Origin of the sequence: Streptococcus sp. LQJ-218, assembly GCF_003428885.1 — a bacterium.
GTDB lineage: Bacteria > Bacillota > Bacilli > Lactobacillales > Streptococcaceae > Streptococcus.
This window is the reverse complement of the sequence record NZ_QQRU01000003.1, coordinates 153,871-178,135: the sequence shown is the minus strand read 5'-3', so window position 1 is coordinate 178,135 and position 24,265 is coordinate 153,871. Positions and strand designations below refer to the sequence as shown.

The 24,265-nt window shown below is 42.1% G+C and carries 27 protein-coding genes and 2 pseudogenes; 28 read left to right on the top strand and 1 reads right to left on the bottom strand.

Annotated features, from left to right (window positions below):
* Nucleotides 1-281 precede the first annotated feature (281 nt).
* The 19 genes and pseudogenes from hprK (at nt 282) to D2908_RS03785 (ending at nt 15,200) form a co-directional block, all read left to right on the top strand.
* The gene (hprK, locus tag D2908_RS03875; RefSeq protein ID WP_165847432.1) at nt 282-1,217 is read left to right on the top strand and encodes an HPr(Ser) kinase/phosphatase; all 936 of its coding nucleotides are present in this window, start codon (nt 282-284) and stop codon (nt 1,215-1,217) included.
* A complete protein-coding gene (gene lgt / locus D2908_RS03870) occupies nt 1,210-1,998 on the top strand; it encodes a prolipoprotein diacylglyceryl transferase (RefSeq protein WP_117305008.1) in 789 nt (262 codons plus the stop codon). The genes hprK and lgt overlap by 8 nt, the downstream gene beginning before the upstream one ends.
* A pseudogene (locus D2908_RS03865) lies at nt 1,999-2,425 on the top strand (DUF948 domain-containing protein).
* Nucleotides 2,398-2,787, top strand: a complete 390-nt coding sequence (locus D2908_RS03860; RefSeq protein ID WP_049495108.1) for a YtxH domain-containing protein — start codon at nt 2,398-2,400, stop codon at nt 2,785-2,787. The pseudogene D2908_RS03865 and the gene D2908_RS03860 overlap by 28 nt, the downstream one beginning before the upstream one ends.
* 83 nt (nt 2,788-2,870) lie before the next feature.
* Nucleotides 2,871-4,001: a radical SAM family heme chaperone HemW gene (gene hemW, locus D2908_RS03855; RefSeq protein WP_117305004.1), complete on the top strand. Its 1,131-nt coding sequence runs from the start codon at nt 2,871-2,873 to the stop codon at nt 3,999-4,001.
* Between the two features lie 4 nt (nt 4,002-4,005).
* The gene (locus tag D2908_RS03850; RefSeq protein WP_117305097.1) at nt 4,006-4,743 is read left to right on the top strand and encodes an acyl-[acyl-carrier-protein] thioesterase; all 738 of its coding nucleotides are present in this window, start codon (nt 4,006-4,008) and stop codon (nt 4,741-4,743) included.
* Between the two features lie 7 nt (nt 4,744-4,750).
* On the top strand, nt 4,751-5,524 hold the full coding sequence (locus tag D2908_RS03845) for a TIGR01457 family HAD-type hydrolase (RefSeq protein ID WP_117305002.1): 774 nt from the start codon (nt 4,751-4,753) through the stop codon (nt 5,522-5,524).
* Complete coding sequence (locus D2908_RS03840; protein WP_117305001.1) at nt 5,514-6,131, top strand: TIGR01906 family membrane protein; 618 nt, start codon at nt 5,514-5,516, stop codon at nt 6,129-6,131. Before D2908_RS03845 ends, D2908_RS03840 begins: the two co-directional genes overlap by 11 nt.
* Nucleotides 6,132-6,340: 209 nt before the next feature.
* Nucleotides 6,341-6,742, top strand: a complete 402-nt coding sequence (locus tag D2908_RS03835) for a Spx/MgsR family RNA polymerase-binding regulatory protein (protein ID WP_049495116.1) — start codon at nt 6,341-6,343, stop codon at nt 6,740-6,742.
* Complete coding sequence (locus tag D2908_RS03830) at nt 6,742-7,020, top strand: UPF0223 family protein (protein WP_117304999.1); 279 nt, start codon at nt 6,742-6,744, stop codon at nt 7,018-7,020. Before D2908_RS03835 ends, D2908_RS03830 begins: the two co-directional genes overlap by 1 nt.
* Complete coding sequence (locus D2908_RS03825) at nt 7,010-7,783, top strand: inositol monophosphatase family protein (protein ID WP_117304998.1); 774 nt, start codon at nt 7,010-7,012, stop codon at nt 7,781-7,783. Before D2908_RS03830 ends, D2908_RS03825 begins: the two co-directional genes overlap by 11 nt.
* Nucleotides 7,784-9,088 (top strand): RsmF rRNA methyltransferase first C-terminal domain-containing protein, encoded by a 1,305-nt coding sequence (locus D2908_RS03820; protein WP_117304996.1) that lies wholly within the window; start codon nt 7,784-7,786, stop codon nt 9,086-9,088. It begins immediately after the preceding gene.
* Nucleotides 9,089-9,308: 220 nt separating this feature from the next.
* Nucleotides 9,309-10,187 carry a phosphate ABC transporter substrate-binding protein PstS family protein gene (locus D2908_RS03815; RefSeq protein WP_117304994.1) on the top strand — a complete coding sequence of 293 codons (879 nt, stop codon included), beginning with the start codon at nt 9,309-9,311 and terminating at the stop codon, nt 10,185-10,187.
* Nucleotides 10,187-11,104, top strand: a complete 918-nt coding sequence (gene pstC, locus D2908_RS03810; protein ID WP_117304992.1) for a phosphate ABC transporter permease subunit PstC — start codon at nt 10,187-10,189, stop codon at nt 11,102-11,104. The genes D2908_RS03815 and pstC overlap by 1 nt, the downstream gene beginning before the upstream one ends.
* Nucleotides 11,094-11,978: a phosphate ABC transporter permease PstA gene (pstA, locus tag D2908_RS03805; RefSeq protein WP_000543046.1), complete on the top strand. Its 885-nt coding sequence runs from the start codon at nt 11,094-11,096 to the stop codon at nt 11,976-11,978. The genes pstC and pstA overlap by 11 nt, the downstream gene beginning before the upstream one ends.
* A gap of 10 nt (nt 11,979-11,988) precedes the next feature.
* Nucleotides 11,989-12,792, top strand: a complete 804-nt coding sequence (gene pstB, locus D2908_RS03800) for a phosphate ABC transporter ATP-binding protein PstB (protein ID WP_000049848.1) — start codon at nt 11,989-11,991, stop codon at nt 12,790-12,792.
* Nucleotides 12,793-12,804: 12 nt separating this feature from the next.
* Nucleotides 12,805-13,563: a phosphate ABC transporter ATP-binding protein PstB gene (gene pstB / locus D2908_RS03795; RefSeq protein WP_117304990.1), complete on the top strand. Its 759-nt coding sequence runs from the start codon at nt 12,805-12,807 to the stop codon at nt 13,561-13,563.
* Between the two features lie 11 nt (nt 13,564-13,574).
* Complete coding sequence (phoU, locus tag D2908_RS03790) at nt 13,575-14,228, top strand: phosphate signaling complex protein PhoU (protein ID WP_117304989.1); 654 nt, start codon at nt 13,575-13,577, stop codon at nt 14,226-14,228.
* 157 nt (nt 14,229-14,385) lie between these two features.
* Nucleotides 14,386-15,200 (top strand): annotated as a pseudogene (locus D2908_RS03785) (ABC transporter substrate-binding protein).
* A gap of 19 nt (nt 15,201-15,219) precedes the next feature.
* Here D2908_RS03785 and D2908_RS03780 read toward each other — a convergent pair.
* Nucleotides 15,220-16,491, bottom strand: coding sequence for a PLP-dependent aminotransferase family protein (locus tag D2908_RS03780; RefSeq protein ID WP_117304987.1), 1,272 nt, complete (start codon nt 16,489-16,491; stop codon nt 15,220-15,222).
* Nucleotides 16,492-16,632: 141 nt separating this feature from the next.
* Between D2908_RS03780 and budA the strand changes: the two genes are divergently transcribed.
* From budA to D2908_RS03735, 9 genes are all read left to right on the top strand, one after another.
* On the top strand, nt 16,633-17,364 hold the full coding sequence (budA, locus tag D2908_RS03775) for an acetolactate decarboxylase (protein WP_117304985.1): 732 nt from the start codon (nt 16,633-16,635) through the stop codon (nt 17,362-17,364).
* 9 nt (nt 17,365-17,373) lie between these two features.
* Nucleotides 17,374-18,126 carry a YhfC family glutamic-type intramembrane protease gene (locus D2908_RS03770; protein WP_117304984.1) on the top strand — a complete coding sequence of 251 codons (753 nt, stop codon included), beginning with the start codon at nt 17,374-17,376 and terminating at the stop codon, nt 18,124-18,126.
* A gap of 114 nt (nt 18,127-18,240) precedes the next feature.
* Nucleotides 18,241-19,146, top strand: a complete 906-nt coding sequence (gene murB, locus D2908_RS03765; RefSeq protein WP_117304982.1) for a UDP-N-acetylmuramate dehydrogenase — start codon at nt 18,241-18,243, stop codon at nt 19,144-19,146.
* Nucleotides 19,147-19,305: 159 nt separating this feature from the next.
* Nucleotides 19,306-20,463, top strand: coding sequence for an ABC transporter ATP-binding protein (locus tag D2908_RS03760; RefSeq protein ID WP_117304981.1), 1,158 nt, complete (start codon nt 19,306-19,308; stop codon nt 20,461-20,463).
* Nucleotides 20,444-21,250 carry an ABC transporter permease gene (locus tag D2908_RS03755; RefSeq protein ID WP_117304979.1) on the top strand — a complete coding sequence of 269 codons (807 nt, stop codon included), beginning with the start codon at nt 20,444-20,446 and terminating at the stop codon, nt 21,248-21,250. Before D2908_RS03760 ends, D2908_RS03755 begins: the two co-directional genes overlap by 20 nt.
* A complete protein-coding gene (locus D2908_RS03750; protein WP_117304977.1) occupies nt 21,247-22,020 on the top strand; it encodes an ABC transporter permease in 774 nt (257 codons plus the stop codon). The genes D2908_RS03755 and D2908_RS03750 overlap by 4 nt, the downstream gene beginning before the upstream one ends.
* Nucleotides 22,017-23,087 (top strand): ABC transporter substrate-binding protein, encoded by a 1,071-nt coding sequence (locus D2908_RS03745; RefSeq protein WP_117304975.1) that lies wholly within the window; start codon nt 22,017-22,019, stop codon nt 23,085-23,087. Before D2908_RS03750 ends, D2908_RS03745 begins: the two co-directional genes overlap by 4 nt.
* A 147-nt stretch (nt 23,088-23,234) precedes the next feature.
* Nucleotides 23,235-23,486 (top strand): hypothetical protein, encoded by a 252-nt coding sequence (locus D2908_RS03740; protein WP_117304974.1) that lies wholly within the window; start codon nt 23,235-23,237, stop codon nt 23,484-23,486.
* A 273-nt stretch (nt 23,487-23,759) separates the two neighbouring features.
* Nucleotides 23,760-24,245 carry an LURP-one-related/scramblase family protein gene (locus D2908_RS03735; protein ID WP_117304972.1) on the top strand — a complete coding sequence of 162 codons (486 nt, stop codon included), beginning with the start codon at nt 23,760-23,762 and terminating at the stop codon, nt 24,243-24,245.
* Nucleotides 24,246-24,265: the final 20 nt, after the last annotated feature.

The following is a 24,265-nucleotide window of genomic DNA, read 5'->3' as shown; positions in this document are numbered from 1 at the left end:
TTAGAAATGAGAGGCTAGAGAAATCTAGTCCTTTTTCTTTTAATACTCTTCGAAAATCTCTTCAAACCATGTCAACGTCGCCTTGGATTATATATGTGACTGACTTCGTCAGTCTTATCTACAACCTCAAAACGGTGTTTTGAGCAGCCTACGGCTAGTTTCCTAGTTTGCTCTTTGATTTTCATTGAGTATAAATAAATACTTCAAAGCTTGCAAAAATCTCAAATATCCTCCTACAATTTGATATAATAGTAAAAAGAACTAGATTGAAGGAGGAAATGATGTCGGTTTTAGTAAAAGAAGTGATTGAAAAGCTTAGACTAGACATTGTCTATGGCGAACCAGAATTACTTGAAAAGGAAATTAATACTGCGGACATTACGCGACCTGGTCTTGAATTGACAGGCTACTTTGACTACTATACGCCAGAGCGGATTCCACTCTTGGGGATGAAGGAGTGGTCTTATCTTGTTTCGATGTCCTCTCACAACCGCTACCAGGTCTTGAAAAAAATGTTTTTACCTGAGACACCTGCGGTCATTGTTGCTCGTGGTTTGGTAGTTCCAGAGGAGATGCTAAAGGCAGCAAGAGAATGTAAGATTGCCATTTTAACCAGCCGTACGGCGACCAGTCGTTTATCTGGAGAGTTATCTAGTTATCTGGATTCTCGTTTGGCAGAACGGACGAGTGTGCACGGTGTCTTGATGGATATCTATGGGATGGGTGTCTTGATTCAGGGTGATAGTGGCATCGGTAAGAGTGAGACAGGACTAGAGCTTGTCAAACGTGGTCATCGCTTGGTAGCTGATGACCGTGTCGATATCTTTGCCAAGGATGAGATTACTCTTTGGGGTGAACCAGCTGAGATTTTGAAACACTTGATTGAAATTCGTGGTGTTGGGATTATCGATGTTATGAGTCTCTACGGTGCGAGTGCGGTCAAAGATTCTTCACAAGTCCAGCTGGCTGTTTACTTGGAAAATTACGATACGCATAAGACATTTGATCGTCTTGGAAACAATGCAGAGGAAATAGAAATTTCTGGCGTAGCCATTCCTCGTATCCGTATTCCAGTGAAAACAGGTCGTAATATCTCTGTCGTGATCGAGGCAGCTGCCATGAATTATCGTGCCAAGGAGATGGGCTTTGATGCGACTCGTTTGTTCGAAGAACGTTTGACAAATCTCATTGCTCAGAATGAGGTGCCTAATGATTGATCCAATTGCTATTCATCTAGGACCTCTAGCCATTCGTTGGTATGCCTTGTGTATTGTAACGGGCTTGATTCTTGCGGTTTATTTGACCATGAAAGAAGCGCCTAGAAAGAAGATCATACCAGACGATATTTTAGATTTTATCTTGATAGCCTTTCCTTTGGCTATTTTAGGAGCTCGTCTCTACTATGTTATTTTCCGTTTTGATTACTATAGTCAGAATTTAGGAGAAATTTTTGCCATTTGGAATGGTGGTTTGGCCATTTACGGAGGTTTGATAACAGGGGCCCTTGTGCTCTATATCTTTGCTGATCGTAAACTCATCAATACTTGGGATTTTCTAGACATTGCGGCGCCTAGCGTCATGATTGCCCAAAGTGTGGGACGCTGGGGTAATTTCTTTAACCAAGAAGCTTATGGTGCGGCAGTGGATAATCTGGATTATCTACCTGGCTTTATCCGTGACCAGATGTATATTGAGGGGAGCTACCGTCAACCGACCTTCCTTTATGAGTCCCTATGGAATCTACTTGGATTTGCCTTAATTCTGATTTTCAGACGAAAATGGAAGAGCCTCAGACGAGGTCATATCACTGCTTTCTATTTGATTTGGTATGGTTTCGGTCGTATGGTCATCGAAGGTATGCGGACAGATAGTCTCATGTTCTTTGGCCTTCGAGTGTCTCAATGGCTTTCAGTTGTTCTTATCGGACTGGGTATTTTTATCATTCTATATCAAAATCGAAAGAAGGCCCCTTACTATATTACAGAGGAGGAAAATTAAATGTTAGAAGTTGCATATATTCTTGTTGCCCTTGCTTTGATTGTATTTTTAGTCTATCTAATCATTACTGTACAAAAGCTTGGACGTGTTATCGATGAAACAGAGAAGACGATTAAAACCTTGACTTCAGATGTGGATGTGACCTTGCATCATACCAATGAATTGTTGGCTAAGGTCAATGTCTTGGCAGATGATATCAATGTCAAGGTGGCAACAATTGATCCACTCTTTAGTGCTGTTGCAGATTTATCTCTATCTGTTTCCGACCTCAATGACCAAGCGCGTGTCTTGAGCAAGAAAGCTTCATCAGCTGGTTCAAAAACACTGAAGACTGGTGCAAGTTTGTCAGCTCTTCGTCTTGCAAGTAAATTTTTCAAAAAATAAAAAAGGAGAATTCTTATGGCTAAACTATCCTCAATCCTTTTAGGAACCGTTTCAGGTACAGCTCTTGCCTTGTTTTTAACAAGTGACAAGGGCAAACAAGTTTGCAGTCAAGCTCAAGATTTTCTAGCTGATTTGAGAGAAGATCCGGAGTATGCCAAGGAGCAGGTCTGTGAAAAACTGACAGAAGTCAAGGAGCAGGCTACAGATTTTGTTCTTAAAACTAAAGAACAGGTTGAGTCAGGTGAAATCACTGTAGACAGTGTACTTGCTCAAGCCAAATCATGTGCCCGTCATGCGACAGAAGCATCAAAAGATCGATTTAATAATCTCAAGGAGCAATGGCAAGAAAAAGTCGAAACTCTTGATGAACCAGAAGAGATTGTTATTAACATAACAGAAGAATAACCCATCGCCATCTCTGGACAGACTATGTATCTGGGGATGGTGATTTTTTTCTCCTAGCCTGTCTTTGTGGTATAATAATTACTATGCAGAAAAAACCAACGTCAGCCTATGTGCACATCCCATTTTGTACTCAGATTTGTTATTATTGTGACTTTTCAAAAGTTTTTATCAAGAATCAGCCGGTAGATAGTTATTTGGAACATCTGTTAGAAGAGTTTCAATCTTATGATATTCAAAAGTTGAGAACCCTCTATATCGGTGGTGGCACGCCGACAGCTTTGTCAGCTTCACAATTGGAGGTGTTATTGAATGGCTTAACTAAAAACTTGGACTTGTCAGTCTTGGAAGAGTTGACCATTGAGGCCAATCCAGGCGACTTGGATGCGGACAAGATAGCTGTTTTGAAAAACTCGGCTGTCAATCGTGTTTCGCTAGGTGTGCAGACCTTTGATGATAAGATGTTGAAAAAGATTGGGCGCAGTCATTTGGAGAAGGATATTTATGAAAATATCGACCGACTAAAACTGGCTGGTTTTGACAATATCTCTATTGATTTGATTTATGCACTGCCAGGTCAGACCATGGAGCAGGTTAAGGAAAATGTGGCTAAGGCCATTGGACTGGATATTCCCCATATGAGTCTGTATAGCTTGATTTTAGAAAACCATACGGTCTTTATGAACCGTATGCGACGTGGAAAATTGCCCCTGCCCAAGGAAGAGTTAGAAGCTGAGATGTTTGAGTATATCATCACTGAGCTGGAGCGAGCTGGTTTTGAGCATTATGAGATTTCTAATTTCTCCAAGCCTGGTTTTGAAAGTCGTCACAATCTCATGTACTGGGACAATGCTGAATACTATGGCATAGGTGCTGGAGCGTCTGGCTATGTCAATGGGATTCGCTATAAAAACCATGGTCCCATTCGTCATTATCTCAGTGCAGTTGAGGAAGGCAATGCTCGCATCACAGAAGAACATCTGAGTCAAAAAGAGCAAATGGAAGAAGAAATGTTCCTGGGACTCCGCAAGAAATCAGGAGTCTCCATGGCGCGATTTGAGGAAAAATTTGGACGGTCTTTCGATGAACTATATGGCGAAATCGTCAGAGACTTGGTTCAAAAAGGTCTCATGCAACTAGACGGTGATCGCGTGCGCATGACAAAAAGAGGTCTCTTTTTAGGAGACACGGTAGCAGAACGATTTATTTTGGAGTAGGATGATGGGCTTAACTTATCAAATGAAAATGAAAATTCCTTTTGATATGGCTGATATGAACGGTCATATCAAGCTTCCAGATGTGATTTTACTATCCCTGCAAGTTTCAGGGATGCAGTCGATTGAACTGGGAGTTAGTGATAAGGCCATTTTGGAAAACTATAATCTGGTCTGGATTATCACAGACTATGATATTGAGGTGATTCGTTTGCCTCGTTTTGCGGAAGAAATTACTATTGAAACAGAAGCTTTGAGCTACAATCGACTCTTTTGCTACCGTCGCTTTACCATTTATGATGAAGCAGGTCAGGATCTTATCCATATGATGGCGACCTTTGTTCTCATGGATCGAGATAGTCGAAAAGTCCATGCTGTTGAACCTGAGATTGTGGCTCCTTACCAGTCTGAGTTTGATAAAAAACTGATCCGTGGACCAAAGTATGCAAATCTAGAAGAGCCAGTCAGCAAGGATTACCATGTCCGTTTTTACGATTTGGATATGAATGGTCATGTCAATAATAGTAAATACCTGGATTGGATTTTTGAGGTCATGGGAGCGGATTTTTTGATCCACTATATTCCTAAGAAAATCAACCTCAAGTATGTCAAGGAAGTTCGACCAGGTGGGGTGATCACATCGTCTGTTGAACGGACTGGATTGGAAAGCAAGCATGAGATTACAAGTGACGGTGCGACCAATGCCCAAGCAATTATCACTTGGCAAGAAATAAAAAAGGATTAGGGGAAATATGAAATATAAAGGCTATTTAATTGATTTAGACGGAACCATTTATAAGGGGAAAGACCGAATCCCAGCAGGAGAGGCTTTTGTCCATGAGTTGCAAAAGCGGGACATTCCCTATCTCTTCGTGACCAACAATACAACTCGCACTCCTGAAAGTGTTCAGGAAATGTTGGCTCAGAATTTTAATATCGATACGCCCCTGTCGACTGTCTACACAGCGACTTTGGCGACTATCGACTATATGAATGACTTGGGGCTTGAAAAGACGGTCTATGTCATCGGAGAAGCCGGACTCAAGGAAGCCATCAAGGCTGCTGGTTATGTGGAAGACAAGGATAATCCAGCCTATGTGGTAGTAGGATTGGACTGGCAAGTCGACTATGAAAAATTTGCAATAGCAACTCTTGCCATTCAAAAAGGAGCTCATTTTATCGGAACCAATCCTGACCTCAACATCCCAACAGAACGCGGTCTTTTGCCAGGTGCTGGTTCACTGATTACGCTTCTTGAAGTAGCAACACGAGTGAAGCCTGTTTATATTGGAAAACCAAATGCCATCATTATGGACAAGGCGGTTGAGCACTTAGGTTTGGAACGTGAAGAATTAATCATGGTTGGGGACAATTATCTGACGGATATCCGAGCAGGGATTGACAATGGCATTCCAACACTCTTGGTGACGACAGGTTTTACCAAGGCAGAAGAAGTAGCAGATTTGCCAATCGTACCAACTCATGTGGTTTCTAGTCTTGCGGAGTGGGATTTTGATGAAAACTAAACTGACCTTTTGGAGCTCTATGCTCTTTCTCCTCTCACTCTCGATCCTTCTGACTATCTATCTGGCTTGGATTTTTTATCCGCTGGAAATTCAGTGGCTGAACTTAACAGATCGGGTTTATCTAAAACCAGAAACCATTCAGTACAACTTTCATATCTTGATGAATTACCTGACCAATCCTTTTAGTCAGGTCTTACAGATGCCTGATTTTCGTTCGTCAGCAGCCGGTCTGCACCACTTTGCGGTGGTCAAGAACCTCTTTCACTTAGTGCAGCTAGTGGCTTTAGTGACACTACCAAGTTTTTATTTCTTTGTCAAAGGAATTGTGAAAAAGGGCTTTTTATCTCTCTATCGTAAAAGTCTCCTAGCTCTAGTTGTCTTCCCTTTTCTGATCGGTATTGGGGGAGTGTTGATTGGTTTTGACCAATTCTTTACTCTGTTCCATCAAATTCTCTTTGTGGGAGATGATACCTGGCTTTTTGATCCAGCCAAGGATCCGGTTATTTTGATTTTGCCAGAGACCTTCTTCCTCCATGCCTTCCTCCTCTTTTTTGTCTTCTATGAAAGCTTCTTTGGCTATCTTTATCTGAAAAGTCGTAGGAAGTGAAACGAAAGATGTTTTTAATTGCTCTATATAAAAATGTATATCATTTGAAACCATCGTTAAGAATGAATGAACCAAAGCCAATTGTGTCAATCGTTTGCGAACAGTCTATTTTTCTTGAAAAAAATAGTTTTTTTTCTAAAAACACCTAGTCAAGCGCTTTATTTTTTTGTATAATAGAAGTAGCAAAGTATAGATAAGAAGAGAAAAGCATGATTACATTATTTCTATCACCGAGCTGTACTTCATGTCGTAAGGCGAAGGCCTGGTTAGAGACACATAAAGTTCCTTTTGAGGAGCATAATATTATGACTAGTCCTTTAACAAGAAAAGAATTGCAGCATATTCTTTCCTTGACCGAAAATGGTACTGATGACATCATTTCAACTCGTTCAAAAATTTTTCAAAAATTAGATATTGATGTAGAAAGTATTTCGGTATCGGAATTGCTTCATTTGATTGAGCAGTACCCTAGTCTTTTGCGTCGCCCAATTATTATCGATGCCAAACGTATGCAGATCGGTTTTAATGAAGATGAGATTCGTGCTTTTCTCCCTCGTAGTTACCGTAAGCAAGAACTAAAAGAAGCAAGAATGAGAGCTGGTATTAGTTAATGAACAAACAGTATAGTTACCCACTAGATTTGTCGTGGAGCACTGAAGAACTTGCTTCAGTGCTTTCTTTTTTTAATGATGTTGAAGCTGCCTATGAAGGCAAGGTGGAGGCTAAAAAGCTACTGGATTCCTATAAGGGATTTAAGGTGGTCGTGCCAAGCAAGAGTGAAGAGAAACGTTTGGGACGAGAATTTGAAACAGTTAGTGGCTATTCGCTTTATCGAGCAGTTCAGGCTGCCAAGGAAAAAGGGGAAGGAAAGATTTCTCTTGGAAAGTAAATTTGAATTTGCTAAAGAGCTTGTCAAGAAAGCAGGCCAGTACATTCTTGACCACATGCAGGAAGATTTGTGTGTTGAAACCAAGTCCTCTCCAACGGATTTGGTGACCAGACTGGACAAGGAAGTTCAGGAACTCTTGGTTGGTGAGATTTTGTCTCGTTATCCTGAGGATAAGATTTGTGCTGAAGAAGGTTGTCTGCGAGCCTCGGTTCAAGAGGGCAAGGTCTGGGTCATTGATCCAATTGATGGTACCAATAACTTTGTCGCCCAGCAGGAAGATTTTGCTGTTATGATGGCTTATTTTGAAAATGGTCAGGGGCAGTTTGGACTGATTTATGATGTGGTCAAAGGGGATTGTTATCACGGTGGTGGGGAATTTCCAGTTTGTCTAAATGATAGGCCCCTAACTCCCTTTAAAGCAAAACCACTTGGAGATTTTCTCATTGCAGGGAATAGCGGTATGCTGGAAACCAATGAATGGGGTCTGGCTGATTTGAGTCGAGCGGTACTTGGTGTTCGTGTCTATGGGAGTGCGGCCATTAGTTTTGCCAAGATTTTGTCAGGGCGTTTGTTGACCTATGTTACCTATCTGCAACCATGGGATTATGCTGCCGCTAGTATTTTAGGGGAAAGTCTGGGCTATCGGGTTGTGACTCTTTCTGGTGAAACTCCTAATTTTCAAACCAGACAGCCGGTCATGATGCTACCTCTTGAGATGCAGGAGGAAATTCAGTCCTATATTTACGAAAGGAAAAGAACTTAGATGCAATTTCCAGAAGGATTTGTTGAAAAATATGAAGAGATACTAGGAGATGAGGCAAGAGATTTTCTTGCCTCTTTTGAGGAGGAAGCAGTTTCGGCCTTTCGGGTCAATCCTTTAAAAGAAGCGTCAGTTTCCTTTTCTGATCCCATTCCTCAAACCCCTTGGGGCCACTATGGTAAGGTATCTGGAAAATCTCCGGAACATGCTACTGGTTTGGTTTACTCGCAAGAACCCGCTGCTCAAATGGTGGCTCAGGTAGCCAAGCCCAGTCCTGGTATGAAGGTCCTAGACTTGGCAGCTGCACCGGGTGGCAAATCAACTCAACTGGCAGCCTATCTAGCAGGGGATGGTCTTCTCGTCTCCAATGAAATTTCAAGCAAACGAGCTAAGATTCTGGTTGAAAACATGGAGCGCTTTGGAGCGACAAATGTTGTGGTGACCAATGAATCTGCTGACCGTTTGGCCAAGGTCTTTAAAGGCTATTTTGACCTCATTGTTCTTGATGCCCCTTGCTCTGGTGAAGGGATGTTTCGTAAGCAACCAGATGCTATGGACTATTGGAGCTTAGATTATCCAAGTCAATGTGCCAGTCTTCAAAGAGAAATTCTAGCAGATGCAGTGAGCATGCTAGCAGAAGGTGGTCGATTGGTTTATTCAACCTGTACCTGGGCACCTGAGGAAAACGAAGGGATTGTCAAATGGTTGCTGGAAGAGTATGATTTTGATTTATTACCAGTAGAGCATATCAATGGAATGGTAGCTGGTATTGACCTGCCAGAAACGGCTCGGATGTATCCTCATCAGTTTAAGGGAGAGGGTCAGTTTGTCGCTCATTTACAATTTAAGGGCGAAAATCCAGCACCGAAATATAAGGAAAGTAAGAGTAATCTCAACCGAGAACAAGTTGCTTTGTGGCAGGAATTTGCCCAAAAACATTTGCAGGTCAATCTAAGGGGGACCTTGCAGACTTTTGGAGACCAACTCTATCTCTTGCCAGAAATCTTGCCAGATTTAGGGAAGCTCAGGATCGCTCGCAATGGGCTGCATCTAGGTACTTTTAAGAAGAAACGCTTTGAGCCTAGTTTTGCTCTTGGTCTAGCCTTGAAACCAAGTCAGGTCAAGCAGTCGGTTGAAATTGACCAAGAAGCGTTTGTAAAGTATGTGGCTGGAGAAACCGTTCAGCTGGCGGAAAGTCTGCCAAATGGTTGGTACCAAGTTTTGGTTCAAGGAAATGGTTTGGGCTTTGCTAAGGTGACTGGAAATGTTTTGAAAAATTATTTTCCAAAAGGCCTCAGATTCAAGTAAAAATGCTAGTCAAAGTAGCTTGTCTATGTTATAGTGGAAGTATGGATTTTTTTCAAATTGTCTTTTATTTTCAGTCAAAATTGGTGGACAAGGTAACTGAGCAAATTTCTAGTAAAATTAAGCTATTAACTTTAGTTGACTCCCCATTTTCAAAAGAAAAACATAAATAAATAGTTGAAAAAATTCACAGCATTCACCATTATTTTCAAGGAGAAAAACAGTGAAAAAAAGGAAAAAACTCGCTCTATCCCTTGCGGCTTTTTTGCTAGCAGGTTCTTTGGCGGGATGTGCTAGCTGGATTGATCGTGGAGAATCCATGACAGCTGTTGGCTCAACGGCTCTTCAGCCCTTGGTCGAAGCAGCAGCAGATGAATTTGGCTCTATGCACGTTGGGAAAACAGTCAACGTCCAAGGTGGAGGATCTGGTACAGGTCTGTCTCAGGTTCAATCTGGAGCCGTTGATGTAGGAAATTCAGACGTATTTGCCGAGGAAAAAGACGGTATCAACGCATCCGCTCTAGTGGACCATAAGGTAGCTGTAGCGGGCTTGGCAGTGATTGTAAATAAGGAAGTTGATGTTGAAAATCTGACAACAGAACAACTCCGTAGCATCTTCACAGGTCAAGTGACTAACTGGAAAGAAGTCGGTGGGAAAGACCTAGCCATTTCCATTATCAACCGCGCAGCAAGTTCTGGTTCGCGTGCAACCTTTGATAGTGTTATCATGGATGGTCAATCTGCCGTGCAGAGTCAAGAACAGGATTCAAATGGGATGGTCAAAAACATTGTTTCCCAGACACCAGGAGCTATTTCTTACCTAGCCTTTGCCTATGTGGATGACTCGGTGAAACGCATGAAGTTGAATGGCTATGAGTCGATTGCAGAAAATGTTACAAGCAATAACTGGCCTTTGTGGTCTTATGAACACATGTACACCTTAGGGCAGCCAGACGAATTGGTGGCAGAATTCCTCAACTTTGTCCTCTCTGATGAAGCGCAAAGTGGAATCGTTAAGGGTATGGGCTATATTTCTGTTAAGGAAATGAAGGTTGAAAAAGATGCTGTCGGAACGGTGACAGCGATAGAAGGGAGTCACTAATGAATCAAGAAGAATTAGCTAAAAAATTACTTTCTCCCTCAAAGAACTCTCGTCTAGAGAAACTAGGAAAAGGCTTGACCTTTGCCTGTCTGTCTTTGATTGTTATCATTGTGGCTATGATTTTGATTTTTGTAGCTCAAAAAGGTTTGTTGACCTTCTTTGTAAATGGGGTTAATATCTTTGATTTCCTATTTGGCCAAACTTGGAATCCTTCAGGTAAACAATTTGGTGCCCTTCCTATGATTTTGGGTTCCTTTATTGTCACCATCCTATCAGCACTTATCGCAACACCATTTGCCATTGGGGCTGCAGTCTTTATGACCGAGGTTTCACCAAAAGGGGCAAAGATTTTGCAACCTGCTATTGAACTCCTAGTTGGGATTCCTTCCGTCGTGTATGGATTTATAGGTTTGCAGGTCGTAGTTCCTTTTGTCCGTAGTGTCTTTGGTGGAACTGGTTTTGGGATCTTGTCAGGGATTTTTGTTCTCTTTGTCATGATCTTACCGACGGTAACCTTTATGACAACCGATAGCTTGCGTGCGGTGCCTCGTCACTACCGCGAAGCTAGTTTGGCTATGGGTGCCACTCGTTGGCAAACCATCTGGCGCGTGACCTTAAAGGCAGCGCGTTCAGGGATTTTCACCGCAGTGGTCTTTGGGATGGCGCGTGCCTTTGGTGAGGCCTTGGCCATTCAGATGGTGGTCGGAAACTCAGCCGTTGTCCCAACTTCATTGACAACACCTGCTGCGACCTTGACCTCTGTGTTGACCATGGGTATCGGAAATACTGTTATGGGTACAGTTGATAATAATGTACTCTGGTCACTGGCCTTAGTCTTGCTCTTGATGAGTTTGGCCTTTAACAGTGTGATTAAATTGATTACGAAAGAAAGAGGAAAGAAAAACTATGCACGCTAAGAAATTAGATAAAATTGCAACAGCTGTCCTCTACTCGATTGCAGGAATTATTGTAGCCATCTTGGCATCCTTGATTCTCTATATCTTGGTTCGTGGTTTGCCCCACATCTCTTGGTCTTTCTTGACTGGCAAATCATCTTCTTACCAAGCAGGCGGAGGGATTGGAATTCAGCTCTATAATTCCTTTTTCCTTCTGGTCATTACCTTGATTATCTCTGTGCCTTTATCTATGGGGGCTGGGATTTTCCTAGCTGAATATGCTAAAAAAGGTCCTGTGACTAATTTTGTCAGAACCTGTATTGAAATCTTGTCTTCACTGCCATCAGTGGTTGTGGGTCTCTTTGGTTACTTGATCTTTGTAGTTCAGTTTGAGTATGGATTTTCAATCATTTCAGGTGCCTTGGCCTTGACAGTCTTTAACTTACCTCAGATGACTCGTAATGTTGAAGACAGCTTGAAACACGTTCACCACACGCAACGTGAGGCCGGCTTGGCCCTTGGGATTTCACGTTGGGAGACAGTGGTCCATGTGGTCATTCCAGAAGCTCTTCCAGGTATTGTGACGGGTGTCGTCTTGGCCTCTGGTCGTATCTTTGGTGAGGCGGCTGCTCTCATCTATACAGCAGGACAATCCGCTCCAGCCCTTGACTGGTCTAACTGGAACATTCTCAGTGTAACCAGCCCAATCTCTATCTTCCGTCAAGCAGAAACCTTGGCTGTCCACATCTGGAAAGTCAATAGTGAAGGTACTATTCCTGATGGAACAATCGTATCAGCAGGTTCTGCAGCCGTGCTCCTCATCTTTATTCTCATCTTTAACTTTGGAGCTCGCAAACTCGGAAGCTACCTACATAAGAAATTAACCGCTGCCTAAAGGAGAAGCCATGTCAAAATATAATTGGGATGAAAAGCATATCATCACCTTTCCTGAAGAGAAAGTGGCCCTCTCTACTAAGGATTTACATGTTTACTACGGTAAAAATGAATCTATTAAGGGCATCGATATGCAATTTGAAAAAAATAAAATTACGGCCTTAATTGGCCCTTCTGGCTCAGGAAAATCAACCTACCTCCGCAGTCTCAACCGCATGAATGATACTATTGATATTGCCAAGGTAACAGGTCAAATCCTCTATCAAGGGATTGATGTTAACCGTCCAGAAATCAATGTTTATGAGATGCGTAAGCACATCGGGATGGTCTTCCAACGACCAAATCCCTTTGCCAAGTCTATCTACCGCAACATCACTTTTGCCCATGAACGTGCAGGGGTTAAGGACAAGCAAGTCTTGGATGAAATTGTGGAAACCTCTCTTCGTCAAGCTGCCCTTTGGGACCAGGTCAAAGACGATTTGCACAAGTCAGCCTTGACCCTATCAGGTGGTCAGCAGCAACGTCTCTGTATCGCTCGTGCTATCTCTGTTAAACCAGATATCCTCTTAATGGATGAGCCGGCTTCAGCCTTGGATCCGATTGCGACAGCCCAGCTTGAAGAAACCATGTTGGAATTGAAGAAGGACTTTACCATTATCATCGTGACCCACAGCATGCAGCAGGCTGCGCGTGCTAGTGATTACACAGGATTTTTCTACTTGGGTGACTTGATTGAGTATGATAAGACCTCTAATATTTTCCAAAATGCCAAACTACAGTCAACCAATGACTACGTAACAGGACACTTTGGATAGAAAGGAAACAGTATGACAGAAGCGATTTTACAGGTGTCAGACCTGTCCGTTTACTACAATCAAAAAAAGGCCTTAAATAGTGTTTCCTTATCATTCCAACCCAAGGAAATTACAGCCTTGATTGGTCCATCTGGATCAGGGAAGTCAACTCTCCTCAAGGCTATCAACCGTATGGGAGACCTCAATCCAGAGGTGACCACAACTGGTTCGGTGGTATACAACGGCCACAACATTTACAGCCCACGTACCGATACGGTTGAATTGCGGAAGGAAATCGGTATGGTTTTCCAACAACCAAACCCCTTCCCTATGTCTATCTATGAAAATGTTGTTTATGGGCTTCGTATCAATGGAGTTAAGGATAAGCAGGTTCTGGATGAAGCGGTCGAAAAAGCCTTGCAACGAGCTTCTATCTGGGATGAGGTCAAGGATCGCCTGCATGATTCAGCTATTGGGCTTTCAGGTGGACAACAACAACGTGTTTGTGTTGCCCGTGTCTTGGCAACCAGTCCTAAAATCATCCTCTTGGATGAACCGACTTCAGCCTTGGACCCTATCTCGGCTGGGAAGATTGAGGAAACCTTGTATGCTCTAAAAGATAAATACACCATGCTCTTGGTTACGCGTTCCATGCAACAAGTCTCTCGTATCTCTGACAAGACAGGATTTTTCCTAGATGGAGATTTAATCGAGTTTAACGATACCAAGAAGATGTTCCTCAACCCACAACACAAGGAAACAGAAGATTATATTTCAGGAAAATTTGGATAAGGAGATAAATGATGTTACGTTCTCAATTTGAGGAAGATTTAGAGAAATTGCACAACCAGTTCTATGCTATGGGACAAGAAGTGTTATCCCAAATCAATCGGACAGTGCGTGCCTTTGTTACGCATGACCGTGATTTGGCCAAAGAAGTTATCGAAGACGATGCAGAAGTAAACGAATACGAAGTGAAATTGGAGAAGAAATCATTTGAAATGATTGCCCTTCAACAACCCGTTTCTCAAGACTTGCGTACTGTTCTAACAGTCTTGAAGGCTGTATCTGACTTGGAACGTATGGGTGATCATGCTGTTTCCATTGCAAAAGCAGCCATTCGTATGAAGGGAGAACAACGTATTCCAGCTGTTGAAGAAGAAATCAAGAGAATGGGTCGCGATGTCAAGAATTTTGTCGAAGCAGCCCTTGAACTCTATCTGAATGGTTCAGTAGACCAAGCCTATGAAGTAGCAGCAAAGGATGAAAAAATCAACCATTACTTTGATAGCATTCGTGACTTGGCTACAGAAGAAATCAAGAAAAATCCTGATGCCATTGTTACAGGCCGTGATTACTTCCAAGTCATTTCTTTCTTGGAACGTATTGGAGACTATGCCAAGAATATCTGTGAATGGGTTGTTTACTTTGAAACAGGTAAGATTGTCGAACTATAAAACAGATTCATTCTGTATAAAAAGGAGCTTGAAATCAATTGACAGCTCCTTTTATTGAATGAAAAAAATATTTTTGAGATAAAAATTCAAAAAACACTTGACAAGCAACTTGGATAGCGTTATAATTATACAAAATTAACAGAGAGGTTGTTTATTTATGAAATCAAAAAAATGGATATTTGTTTTATGTAGTTTGCTTGTAAGTTTCTTCTTAGTGGCTTGCCAGTCGGGCTCTAATGGTTCTCAGTCAGCTCTTGAGGCTATTAAGCAAAAGGGGAAATTAGTTGTGGCGACCAGTCCTGACTATGCACCCTTTGAATTCCAAGCCTTGGTTGACGGAAAAAACAAGGTAGTCGGTGCGGATATTGATATGGCCCAGGCTATTGCTGATGAACTTGGGGTGAAGTTGGAAATTTCAAGCATGAGTTTTGACAATGTCTTGACTAGTCTTCAGACAGGTAAGGCTGATCTAGCAGTTGCGGGAATTAGCGCTACTGATGAGAGAAAAGAAGTTTTTGATTTTTCAATTCCTTATTATGAAAACAAGATTAGTTTCTTGGTTCGTAAGGCGGATGTAGAAAAATACAAGGATCTAACCAGTCTTGAAAGTGCTAATATTACAGCCCAAAAAGGAACTGTTCCAGAATCAATGGTCAAAGAACAATTGCCAAAAGCTCAATTAACTTCCCTAGCTAATATGGGTGAAGCTGTCAATGATTGCAGGCTGGAAAAGTAGATGCTGTTCATATGGATGAGCCTGTTTCCCTTAGCTATGCTGCTAAAAACGCTGACTTAGCTGTCGCAACTGTCAGCTTGAAGATGAAGGACGGCGAAGCCAATGCCGTTGCACTTAGAAAAAATAGTGCTGATTTGAAAGAAGTGGTGGACAAGGTCATCCAAAAACTCAAGGATGACGGTACCTACCAAAGCTATCTTGAAAAAGCAGCAAGCCTAACAGAAGTAGAACAATAAGAAAAAGCAGAGTTGGAAGTCATTCCAATTCTGCTTTTAAATAGTTTAAAACATTTTCTAGATTGTCTAGGGACACCTTGGCAAATTGATAAGGGCAAGCACCCAAGTAAGCCTCTTCAAAGAAGTCCAAGCTCAGCTGACTGTGTTTGAGACTGGCGATTTTAGGGTACTGTCTGAGGTCTAGCAATAAACCATCGTGTAGGGGATAATGAGGAAGGGGACAAGGTGTGCTAGCTAGTATTTCCTCGATTTGTTTTTGGTAGTCTTCCTGATTGGACAAGCGAGCTAGACGGTTTTTCTCAAACAGTTGACTGTCGATATAGAGTGAAAGGGCCTTTTGCATGATGAGATTGCTGTCATAATCTAGGATATTTTTGTAGGCCACAAATGCTTCTTTGATAGTATTTGGCAGAATGAGTGCTGTAATACGAAGGGCTGGAAAGAGGCTGGTTGAGAAGGACTTGATATAAATGACACGCTCCTCTGTATCCAGATAGTGGAAGGTCTGGCCCTTCTTGGAGTCCAAATCCCCCAGATAATCGTCTTCGACGATATAGACACCATACTTGGCAGCTAAGTCCAGAATAGCCCGTTTGTCCTGCTCTGAATAGGAATGCCCCAGAGGATAGTGAAAACGAGGAATGGTATAGAAAAACTTAATTTTTCCAGTTTTGAAGTGGCCTTCCAGTTCATCCAAGTCAATTCCCTCAATGCCTCGTTCGATTGTTTGATAGTCCAGACCCTGAGCAATCAAGAGGCGATTCATCCGATGGTAGGTCGGCTGTTCCACCAATATTTCCTTGGCTTGGCTAGGGAAGGATATTTGAGAAAGAATAAACAAGGCTTGCTGGGTTCCAGAAGTCAATACCAGTTGGTCAGCCTTGCAGTAGAGGGCTTGGTTAAAGAGGAGTTTATGAATGGACTGTCTTAGGTCTTCTAATCCTTCTTGGTTATCATAGTAGTTGAAAAGGTAGTTCTCCCGGCCAATCAAGGTTTCATTGACACAGAGTCGGAAATCGTCATAGGCGCTGGCATGTTCGTCCGTAACCTCGATTTCTAGGTCTTGGTGTTGCCCTTGTTCTAAGACATAGTAGCCACTCTGGGGCTTGGCATAGAGGTATTGTTCGTACCGTAATTCCAGCAAGGCTCTCTGAATGGTATCCTTGCTACAGTGAAAGTCAAAGCTCAGTTGACGGATAGAAGGCAGGCGACTTCCCGTCGGAAATCGTCCAGACTCGATACCGTTTTTTAAATAGTAAACGACCTCTTGGTACTTGCTTTGTTTCTTCATTCCAGACCTCCCTTGATTTTGTTACATTGTACCCTTTTTTTTCCTTCTTGGCAATGTCTAGAGTATTTCTCTCGTTCACATCTAGAGGCAAATGTGGTATACTTAGGAGTAAGATTTATAAAATAACAGACAAGAAAGAGAATGGATAAGAACGTGCAGGAACCAGTGAAATTATTTCAATACAATACCCTTGGAGCCTTGATGGCCGGCCTTTATGGTGGTACCATGACAGTAGGAGAATTGCTAGAACATGGTGACCTTGGTTTGGGAACCTTGGATTCCATTGATGGAGAATTGATTGTCTTGGATGGCAAGGCCTATCAGGCCAAAGGCTCAGGAGAACAACCAGAAATTGTAGAAGTATCACCAGATGCCCTTATTCCTTATGCTGCAGTGGTACCGCATCAGGCGGAGGTTATTTTCCGCCAGCGCTTTGAGATGACAGATAAGGAATTGGAAGAACGAATCGAGTCTTATTATGATGGGGAAAATCTTTTTCGCTCTATTAAGATTCGTGGGGAATTTTTACATATGCATGTGCGCATGATTCCTAAGTCAACACCAGATACCAAGTTTGCTGAGGTCGCAACTCATCAGCCTGAATATCGTCGTGACAATGTCGCAGGAACCATCGTTGGTTTCTGGACGCCAGAGATTTTCCAAGGGGTTAGTGTGGCAGGTTACCATCTCCACTTTATCTCAGATGATTTAACCTTTGGTGGGCATGTCATGGACTTTGTCATCAAGGAAGGGATTATCGAGGTGGGAGCGGTTGACCAGTTGGACCAACGTTTCCCAGTCCAAGATCGTCAATACTTGTTTGCTAAGTTCAATGTTGACGAGATGAAAAAAGATATTGAAAAGGCAGAATAGGAGAAGAAAATGACCATTCATATTATCATTACCATGGTGCTGTTGCTGGCTTTCTTGATAGGGAGCATTTGGTATGCCAAAAAGAAATATCAGATTAATCTAGCTATCTTGGGCTTGGGGGCTGTTGCCTTCTTTGTCTCCTCACAAATTTTGGAAAAACTGGTGCATATCTTGGTTTTGCATCCTCAAAAAGACGGTAGTATTGCACTCTTGCAAGACAACCCACTTCTCTATATTATCTATGGTTTAGCCATGGCAGCCTTTTTTGAGGAAACTGCTCGCCTTGTTTTCTTCAAATGGCTGGAGAAAAAGAGAAGTTTGGAAAAGGCAGATGCCTTGGCCTATGGCTTGGGGCATGGTGGCTTGGAGTTGATTTTCCTTGGTCTTACTAGTTTGATTAATCTTTACATCGTACTTTCGGCAGTTCAAACTCAGAATCCACAGGTCATGCAATTGCTGTCTGAAAATATGTTAAAAACTATTCAGTCGCTATCAGTCTGGCAGATTTATTTGCTTGGTTTTGAGCGAATCTTGGCCCTAGGTTTCCAAGTACTCTTGACAGTTTGGGTTTACCAAGCTGTTCGCCAGAAGAAATGGATTTATCTCCTAGCAGCCTATGGTCTACATGCCTTCGTTGACCTGGCTCCATCTCTTGCCCAAGTTGGTTGGCTGACAAATCCAGTCTTGGTTGAAGTTGTCCTAGCACTTGAACTTGTTTTAGTTGCCTATGGAACCAAGGCTATCTTTTGCAAAAAATCATAAGAAAAAAGAGGGAGAAACCTCTTTTTTGTTTAAAATAAGTCCAAGATTTTTTAGGGTCGTCAAATGCCTCTAAAAATGGTATAATGGAATGAATTTTGTAAAAGGAAGAGTGACATGTCAGTAAGAGAAAAAATGCTTGAAATCTTGGAAGGAATCGATATCCGTTTCAAAGAACCCTTGCATAGCTATAGTTATACAAAAGTAGGTGGAGAGGCTGATTATCTGGTCTTTCCACGAAACCGTTTTGAGTTGGCTCGCGTTGTTAAATTTGCAAATCAAGAAAATATCCCTTGGATGGTTCTTGGAAATGCTAGCAACATTATCGTTCGTGATGGCGGGATTCGTGGATTTGTCATCTTGTGTGACAAGCTCAATAACGTTTCTGTTGATGGCTATACTATTGAAGCTGAAGCTGGTGCCAACTTGATTGAAACAACTCGCATTGCCCTTCGTCATAGTTTGACTGGTTTTGAGTTTGCTTGCGGCATTCCAGGGAGTGTCGGTGGTGCTGTCTTTATGAATGCAGGTGCCTATGGTGGCGAGATTGCCCACATCTTACAGTCTTGTCAGGTCTTGACCAAGGATGGAGAAATCGAGACCCTGTCTGCCAAAGACTTGGCTTTCGGGTATCGCCACTCAGCCATTCAGGAGTCTGGTGCAGTTGTCTTGTCAGCTAAATTTGCTCTAGCTCCAGGAACCCATCAGATCATCAAGCAAGAAATGGATCGCTTGACCCACCTCCGTGAACTCAAGCAACCTCTAGAATACCCATCTTGTGGTTCGGTCTTTAAGCGTCCAGTCGGGCATTTTGCAGGTCAATTAATTTCAGAAGCTGGCTTGAAAGGCTATCGTATCGGTGGCGTAGAAGTCTCAGAAAAGCATGCAGGATTTATGATCAATGTCGCAGATGGAACGGCCAAAGACTATGAGGACTTGATTGAGTCTGTGATTGAAAAAGTCAAGGAACACTCTGGCGTCACTCTTGAGAGAGAAGTCCGTATTTTAGGTGAAAGCCAGTAGGAAGCGGTGTTTGAAAAGCTGCTGCTATGTCATGGAAAGGGGGTGAAAGCCTATCGTTAGTGCAGATGTATGCAGGTGGTTTTACACTCTGCAAGAGGTAGTGGCGGCCTGACAGAGCCCTGATCTGTTAATCTATGAAAAAGAAGGAATTTATGCCAATTGAAAAAACCAATTATTGAATTCAAAAATGTCTCTAAAGTTTTTGAAGACAGCAACACCAAGGTTCTCAAAGATATCAACTTTGAGTTGGAAGAAGGGAAATTTTATACACTGCTGGGAGCATCTGGTTCAGGAAAATCAACCATCCTAAACATTATTGCAGGTTTGCTGGATGCAACGACTGGAGATATTTTACTGGATGGGATACGGATCAATGACATTCCAACCAACAAACGTGATGTTCATACGGTCTTCCAATCTTACGCCTTGTTTCCACATATGAATGTGTTTGAAAATGTTGCCTTTCCATTGCGTTTGCGTAAGATTGACAAAAAAGAAGTCGAGCAACGTGTAGAGGAAGTTCTCAAAATGGTACAGTTGGAAGGTTTCGAAAAACGTTCCATCCGTAAACTATCTGGAGGACAACGCCAGCGTGTGGCTATTGCGCGTGCTATCATTAACCAACCCCGTGTGGTACTCTTGGACGAGCCTCTGTCAGCCTTGGACTTGAAATTACGAACAGACATGCAGTATGAACTGCGTGAATTGCAACAACGCTTGGGGATCACCTTTGTCTTTGTCACTCACGATCAGGAAGAAGCCCTCGCCATGAGTGACTGGATTTTTGTCATGAATGACGGTGAGATTGTCCAGTCTGGAACGCCAGTAGACATCTACGACGAGCCAATCAACCACTTTGTTGCCACCTTTATCGGGGAGTCAAATATCTTACCAGGTACCATGATTGAGGACTACTTGGTTGAGTTTAACGGCAAACGATTCGAAGCAGTCGATGGTGGGATGAAGCCGAATGAGCCTGTTGAAGTCGTGATTCGTCCAGAGGACTTGCGCATTACCCTTCCTGAAGAGGGCAAGCTCCAAGTTAAGGTTGACACGCAGCTTTTCCGTGGGGTTCACTATGAGATTATCGCCTATGATGAGCTTGGCAATGAATGGATGATCCATTCAACGCGTAAAGCCATCGTGGGTGAGGAAATCGGTCTTGACTTTGAACCAGAAGATATCCACATCATGCGTCTCAATGAAACAGAAGAAGAGTTCGATGCTCGTATCGAAGAATACGTTGAAATCGAAGAGCAAGAAGCAGGTTTGATTAACGCTATTGAGGAGGAAAGAGATGAAGAAAACAACCTCTAAACTCTTTGTAGTGCCCTATATGCTTTGGATTGCGCTCTTTGTTTTAGCACCCCTGGTCTTGATTTTCGGTCAATCATTTTTCAACATCGAAGGGCAGTTCAGTTTAGAAAACTATAAATCCTACTTTGCGTCGCAAAACTTAACCTATCTTAAAATGAGCTTTAACTCGGTTCTTTATGCTGGGATTGTAACTCTAGTGACGCTTCTTATCAGCTATCCAACAGCCCTCTTTTTGACCCGTCTCAAGCACCGTCAACTCTGGCTCATGCTGATTATTCTGCCAACATGGATCAATTTGCTCCTTAAGGCTTATGCCTTTATTGGGATTTTTGGTCAGAATGGCTCTATTAACCAATTCTTGGAATTCATCGGAATCGGTTCGCAACAGTTACTCTTTACGGATTTCTCATTTATCTTTGTCGCAAGCTACATCGAGCTTCCCTTTATGATTTTGCCTATCTTCAACGTTTTGGATGATATGGATAATAATCTCATCAATGCCAGCTATGACCTTGGTGCAACCAAGTGGGAGACCTTCTGTCATGTCATCTTCCCTCTGTCTATGAATGGTGTGCGAAGTGGGGTTCAATCCGTCTTTATCCCCAGCTTGAGTCTTTTCATGTTGACGCGTTTGATTGGGGGGAACCGAGTGATTACTTTGGGGACGGCTATTGAGCAGAACTTCCTGACTAACGACAATTACGGTATGGGTTCTACCATCGGTGTGATTCTCATCCTGACCATGTTTATCACTATGTGGGTGACCAAGGAAAGGAGAGAACGATGAAAAAATTATCGAATCTTTACCTAGCCTTTGTCTTTATCGTCCTTTATTTGCCAATCTTTTACCTGATCGGCTATGCCTTCAATGCTGGTGATGATATGAATAGCTTTACTGGTTTTAGCTTGAGCCATTTTAAAACCATGTTTGGTGATGGTCGTCTCATGTTGATCCTCACCCAAACCTTTTTCTTGGCCTTTCTATCAGCCTTGATTGCTACTATTATCGGGACTTTCGGTGCTATTTACATCTACCAGTCTCGTAAGAAATACCAAGAAGCCTTTCTTTCACTCAATAATATCCTCATGGTTGCGCCTGATGTTATGATTGGTGCTAGCTTCTTGATTCTCTTTACCCAACTCAAGTTTTCACTTGGTTTTTGGACGGTTCTATCTAGTCACGTAGCTTTCTCCATTCCTATCGTAGTCTTGATGGTCTTGCCACGTCTTAAGGAAATGAATGGTGACATGATTCATGCGGCCTATGATTTGGGTGCCAGTCAATTTCAGATGTTCAAGGAAATCATGCTTCCTTACCTGACTCCGTCTGTCATTGCAGGTTATTTCATGGCCTTCACCTATTCGCTAGATGACTTTGCCGTGACCTTCTTTGTGACGGGAAATGGCTTTTCAACCCTATCAGTCGAGATTTATTCTCGTGCTCGCAAGGGGATTTCGCTGGAAATCAATGCTCTGTCTGCCCTTGTCTTTCTCTTTAGTATTATCCTAGTTGTCGGATATTACTTCATTTCACGTGAGAAGGAGGAGCAAGCATGAAAAAACTCTATTCATTTTTAGCAGGAATTGTAGCCATTATCCTGGTTTTGTGGGGAATTGCGACTCATCTAGATAGTAAAATCAATAGCCGAGATAGTCAAAAACTGGTTATCTACAACTGGGGAGACTACATCGATCCAGAACTCTTGGAGCAATTCACAGAAGAAACAGGGATCCAAGTCCAGTACGAGACCTTTGACTCCAACGAAGCCATGTATACCAAGATTAAGCAGGGTGGAACGACCTATGATATTGCTATCCCAAGTGAGTACATGATTAACAAGATGAAGGACGAAGACCTCTTGGTGCCACTTGATTATTCAAAAATTGAAGGAATCGAAAATATCGGATCAGAGTTTCTCAACCAGTCCTTTGACCCAGGCAATAAATTCTCCATTCCTTACTTCTGGGGAACCTTGGGGATCGTCTACAATGAAACCATGGTAGATGAAGCGCCTGAACACTGGGACGACCTTTGGAAACCAGAATATAAGAACTCAATTATGCTCTTTGATGGGGCGCGTGAAGTGCTTGGTTTAGGTCTTAACTCACTAGGCTATAGCCTTAACTCCAAGGATACCCAGCAGTTGGAGGAGACAGTGGATAAGCTCTACAAACTGACTCCAAATATAAAGGCTATTGTGGCCGACGAGATGAAGGGTTACATGATTCAGAACAATGCTGCCATCGGTGTGACCTTCTCAGGAGAAGCCAGCCAAATGCTGGAGAAAAATGAAAATCTACGCTATGTGGTTCCGACAGAAGCAAGTAACCTCTGGTTTGATAACATGGTTATTCCTAAAACTGTCAAGAACCAGGATGCGGCCTATGCCTTCATTAACTTTATGTTGAAGCCTGAAAATGCTCTCAAGAATGCAGAGTATGTCGGCTATTCAACACCAAACCTACCAGCTAAGGAATTGCTCCCAGAGGAGAAAAAAGAAGACAAAGCCTTCTATCCTGATGCAGATACAATGAAACACCTAGAAGTTTATGAGAAGTTTGACCATAAATGGACAGGAATCTACAGCGACCTCTTCCTACAGTTTAAAATGTATCGGAAGTAGTGATAGTAACGAAACGAATCAGTTAGAGCTGGTTCGTTTTTTGAATAGAACGTAATTTATATAACTGTATATTTTTACTATCCTATTTGCTTATTTTATTTCTTAGTAGTATACTAAGTTTATCTATATGGAAAGCGGTAACAAATCATGAAAATGTCTACTTTTTTCAAAAAAAGTTACTGGCCAACCTTTTTGATTGTTGACCAAACAATTATACTATTCTATTTAAAGGATGGCTTGGATCGACAATACCTAACAACGGATTCTATACATTTGGTGATAGGGTTCTTTATATTTGCAAATATTTTCGTAGCTATCTTTAGCAATTCGAAAATGTGGGATAAAAGTTGGGATAAAAAGAGTGATAGCAGTAAGAAAAAATATATCCTGAAAAAGTAAGCATAGATATAGGGAATGGGGTTTCTTAAATGGGAATCATTTCCAGTTGACGCAGACTTTAAAAAACGTTATAATAGGAATGTTGAGAATTGATTTTCACTTGTCTTAGTCCAGAGAAATGGCGGTGCTGCGAGCCATCTAAGCTAGGAAGTCATGCTACTCAATCATACAATTGCATAAGAACAAGAGAATGACAAGTTCATTGAATGAAGGTGGTACCGCGGTTTTTCGCCCTTCGTGATATGAGCTTGTCTTTTATTTTTGGAGGTGTTGATGAAAACATTTCTTGTCAAACAAAAGTTTCGTCTTGGAGGCGAACGCTTCGCTATCAAGGATAACAGGGGAGAAATCGCCTATCAGGTGGAGGGATCATTTTTTAAGATTCCCAAAACTTTTACCATCTATGATGCGACTGGTGAACAGGTCAGTCAGATCAGTAAAGAAATCTTGACCTTTCTACCTCGTTTTGAGATTCAGCTCCGTAATGGAGATAGTTTTTATATCCGAAAGAAGTTGACTTTTTTTAGAGATAAGTATGAATTTGACAACCTAGGACTTCGTATCGAGGGCAATATCTGGGATTTGAATTTCAAATTGCTGGATGATCGCGATCAGCTGATTGCGGAAATCAAGAAGGAATTCTTCCATCTGACCTCTACCTATAATGTAACGGTCCTTGAGGACGCTTATGCAGACCTAGTCATTTCCCTCTGTGTCGCGATTGACTATGTGGAAATGCTGGAAAGCCAATCACATTAAACAAGTAAATAAGGAGACAA

Excerpts from the sequence above, each read along its gene's own strand:
- budA (WP_117304985.1), top strand. The coding sequence starts at position 16,633 with ATGGATAAGAACGTGCAGGAACCAGTGAAATTATTTCAATACAATACC.
- phoU (WP_117304989.1), top strand. The coding sequence starts at position 13,575 with ATGTTACGTTCTCAATTTGAGGAAGATTTAGAGAAATTGCACAACCAG.
- D2908_RS03835 (WP_049495116.1), top strand. The coding sequence starts at position 6,341 with ATGATTACATTATTTCTATCACCGAGCTGTACTTCATGTCGTAAGGCG.
- D2908_RS03740 (WP_117304974.1), top strand. The coding sequence starts at position 23,235 with ATGAAAATGTCTACTTTTTTCAAAAAAAGTTACTGGCCAACCTTTTTG.
- pstC (WP_117304992.1), top strand. The coding sequence starts at position 10,187 with ATGAATCAAGAAGAATTAGCTAAAAAATTACTTTCTCCCTCAAAGAAC.
- D2908_RS03850 (WP_117305097.1), top strand. The coding sequence starts at position 4,006 with ATGGGCTTAACTTATCAAATGAAAATGAAAATTCCTTTTGATATGGCT.
- pstB (WP_000049848.1), top strand. The coding sequence starts at position 11,989 with ATGTCAAAATATAATTGGGATGAAAAGCATATCATCACCTTTCCTGAA.
- D2908_RS03845 (WP_117305002.1), top strand. The coding sequence starts at position 4,751 with ATGAAATATAAAGGCTATTTAATTGATTTAGACGGAACCATTTATAAG.
- D2908_RS03755 (WP_117304979.1), top strand. The coding sequence starts at position 20,444 with ATGAAGAAAACAACCTCTAAACTCTTTGTAGTGCCCTATATGCTTTGG.
- hemW (WP_117305004.1), top strand. The coding sequence starts at position 2,871 with ATGCAGAAAAAACCAACGTCAGCCTATGTGCACATCCCATTTTGTACT.
- D2908_RS03820 (WP_117304996.1), top strand. The coding sequence starts at position 7,784 with ATGCAATTTCCAGAAGGATTTGTTGAAAAATATGAAGAGATACTAGGA.
- D2908_RS03830 (WP_117304999.1), top strand. The coding sequence starts at position 6,742 with ATGAACAAACAGTATAGTTACCCACTAGATTTGTCGTGGAGCACTGAA.
- pstA (WP_000543046.1), top strand. The coding sequence starts at position 11,094 with ATGCACGCTAAGAAATTAGATAAAATTGCAACAGCTGTCCTCTACTCG.
- hprK (WP_165847432.1), top strand. The coding sequence starts at position 282 with ATGTCGGTTTTAGTAAAAGAAGTGATTGAAAAGCTTAGACTAGACATT.
- D2908_RS03770 (WP_117304984.1), top strand. The coding sequence starts at position 17,374 with ATGACCATTCATATTATCATTACCATGGTGCTGTTGCTGGCTTTCTTG.
- lgt (WP_117305008.1), top strand. The coding sequence starts at position 1,210 with ATGATTGATCCAATTGCTATTCATCTAGGACCTCTAGCCATTCGTTGG.
- pstB (WP_117304990.1), top strand. The coding sequence starts at position 12,805 with ATGACAGAAGCGATTTTACAGGTGTCAGACCTGTCCGTTTACTACAAT.
- D2908_RS03780 (WP_117304987.1), bottom strand. The coding sequence starts at position 16,491 with ATGAAGAAACAAAGCAAGTACCAAGAGGTCGTTTACTATTTAAAAAAC.
- D2908_RS03840 (WP_117305001.1), top strand. The coding sequence starts at position 5,514 with ATGAAAACTAAACTGACCTTTTGGAGCTCTATGCTCTTTCTCCTCTCA.
- D2908_RS03735 (WP_117304972.1), top strand. The coding sequence starts at position 23,760 with ATGAAAACATTTCTTGTCAAACAAAAGTTTCGTCTTGGAGGCGAACGC.
- D2908_RS03860 (WP_049495108.1), top strand. The coding sequence starts at position 2,398 with ATGGCTAAACTATCCTCAATCCTTTTAGGAACCGTTTCAGGTACAGCT.
- D2908_RS03750 (WP_117304977.1), top strand. The coding sequence starts at position 21,247 with ATGAAAAAATTATCGAATCTTTACCTAGCCTTTGTCTTTATCGTCCTT.
- D2908_RS03745 (WP_117304975.1), top strand. The coding sequence starts at position 22,017 with ATGAAAAAACTCTATTCATTTTTAGCAGGAATTGTAGCCATTATCCTG.
- murB (WP_117304982.1), top strand. The coding sequence starts at position 18,241 with ATGTCAGTAAGAGAAAAAATGCTTGAAATCTTGGAAGGAATCGATATC.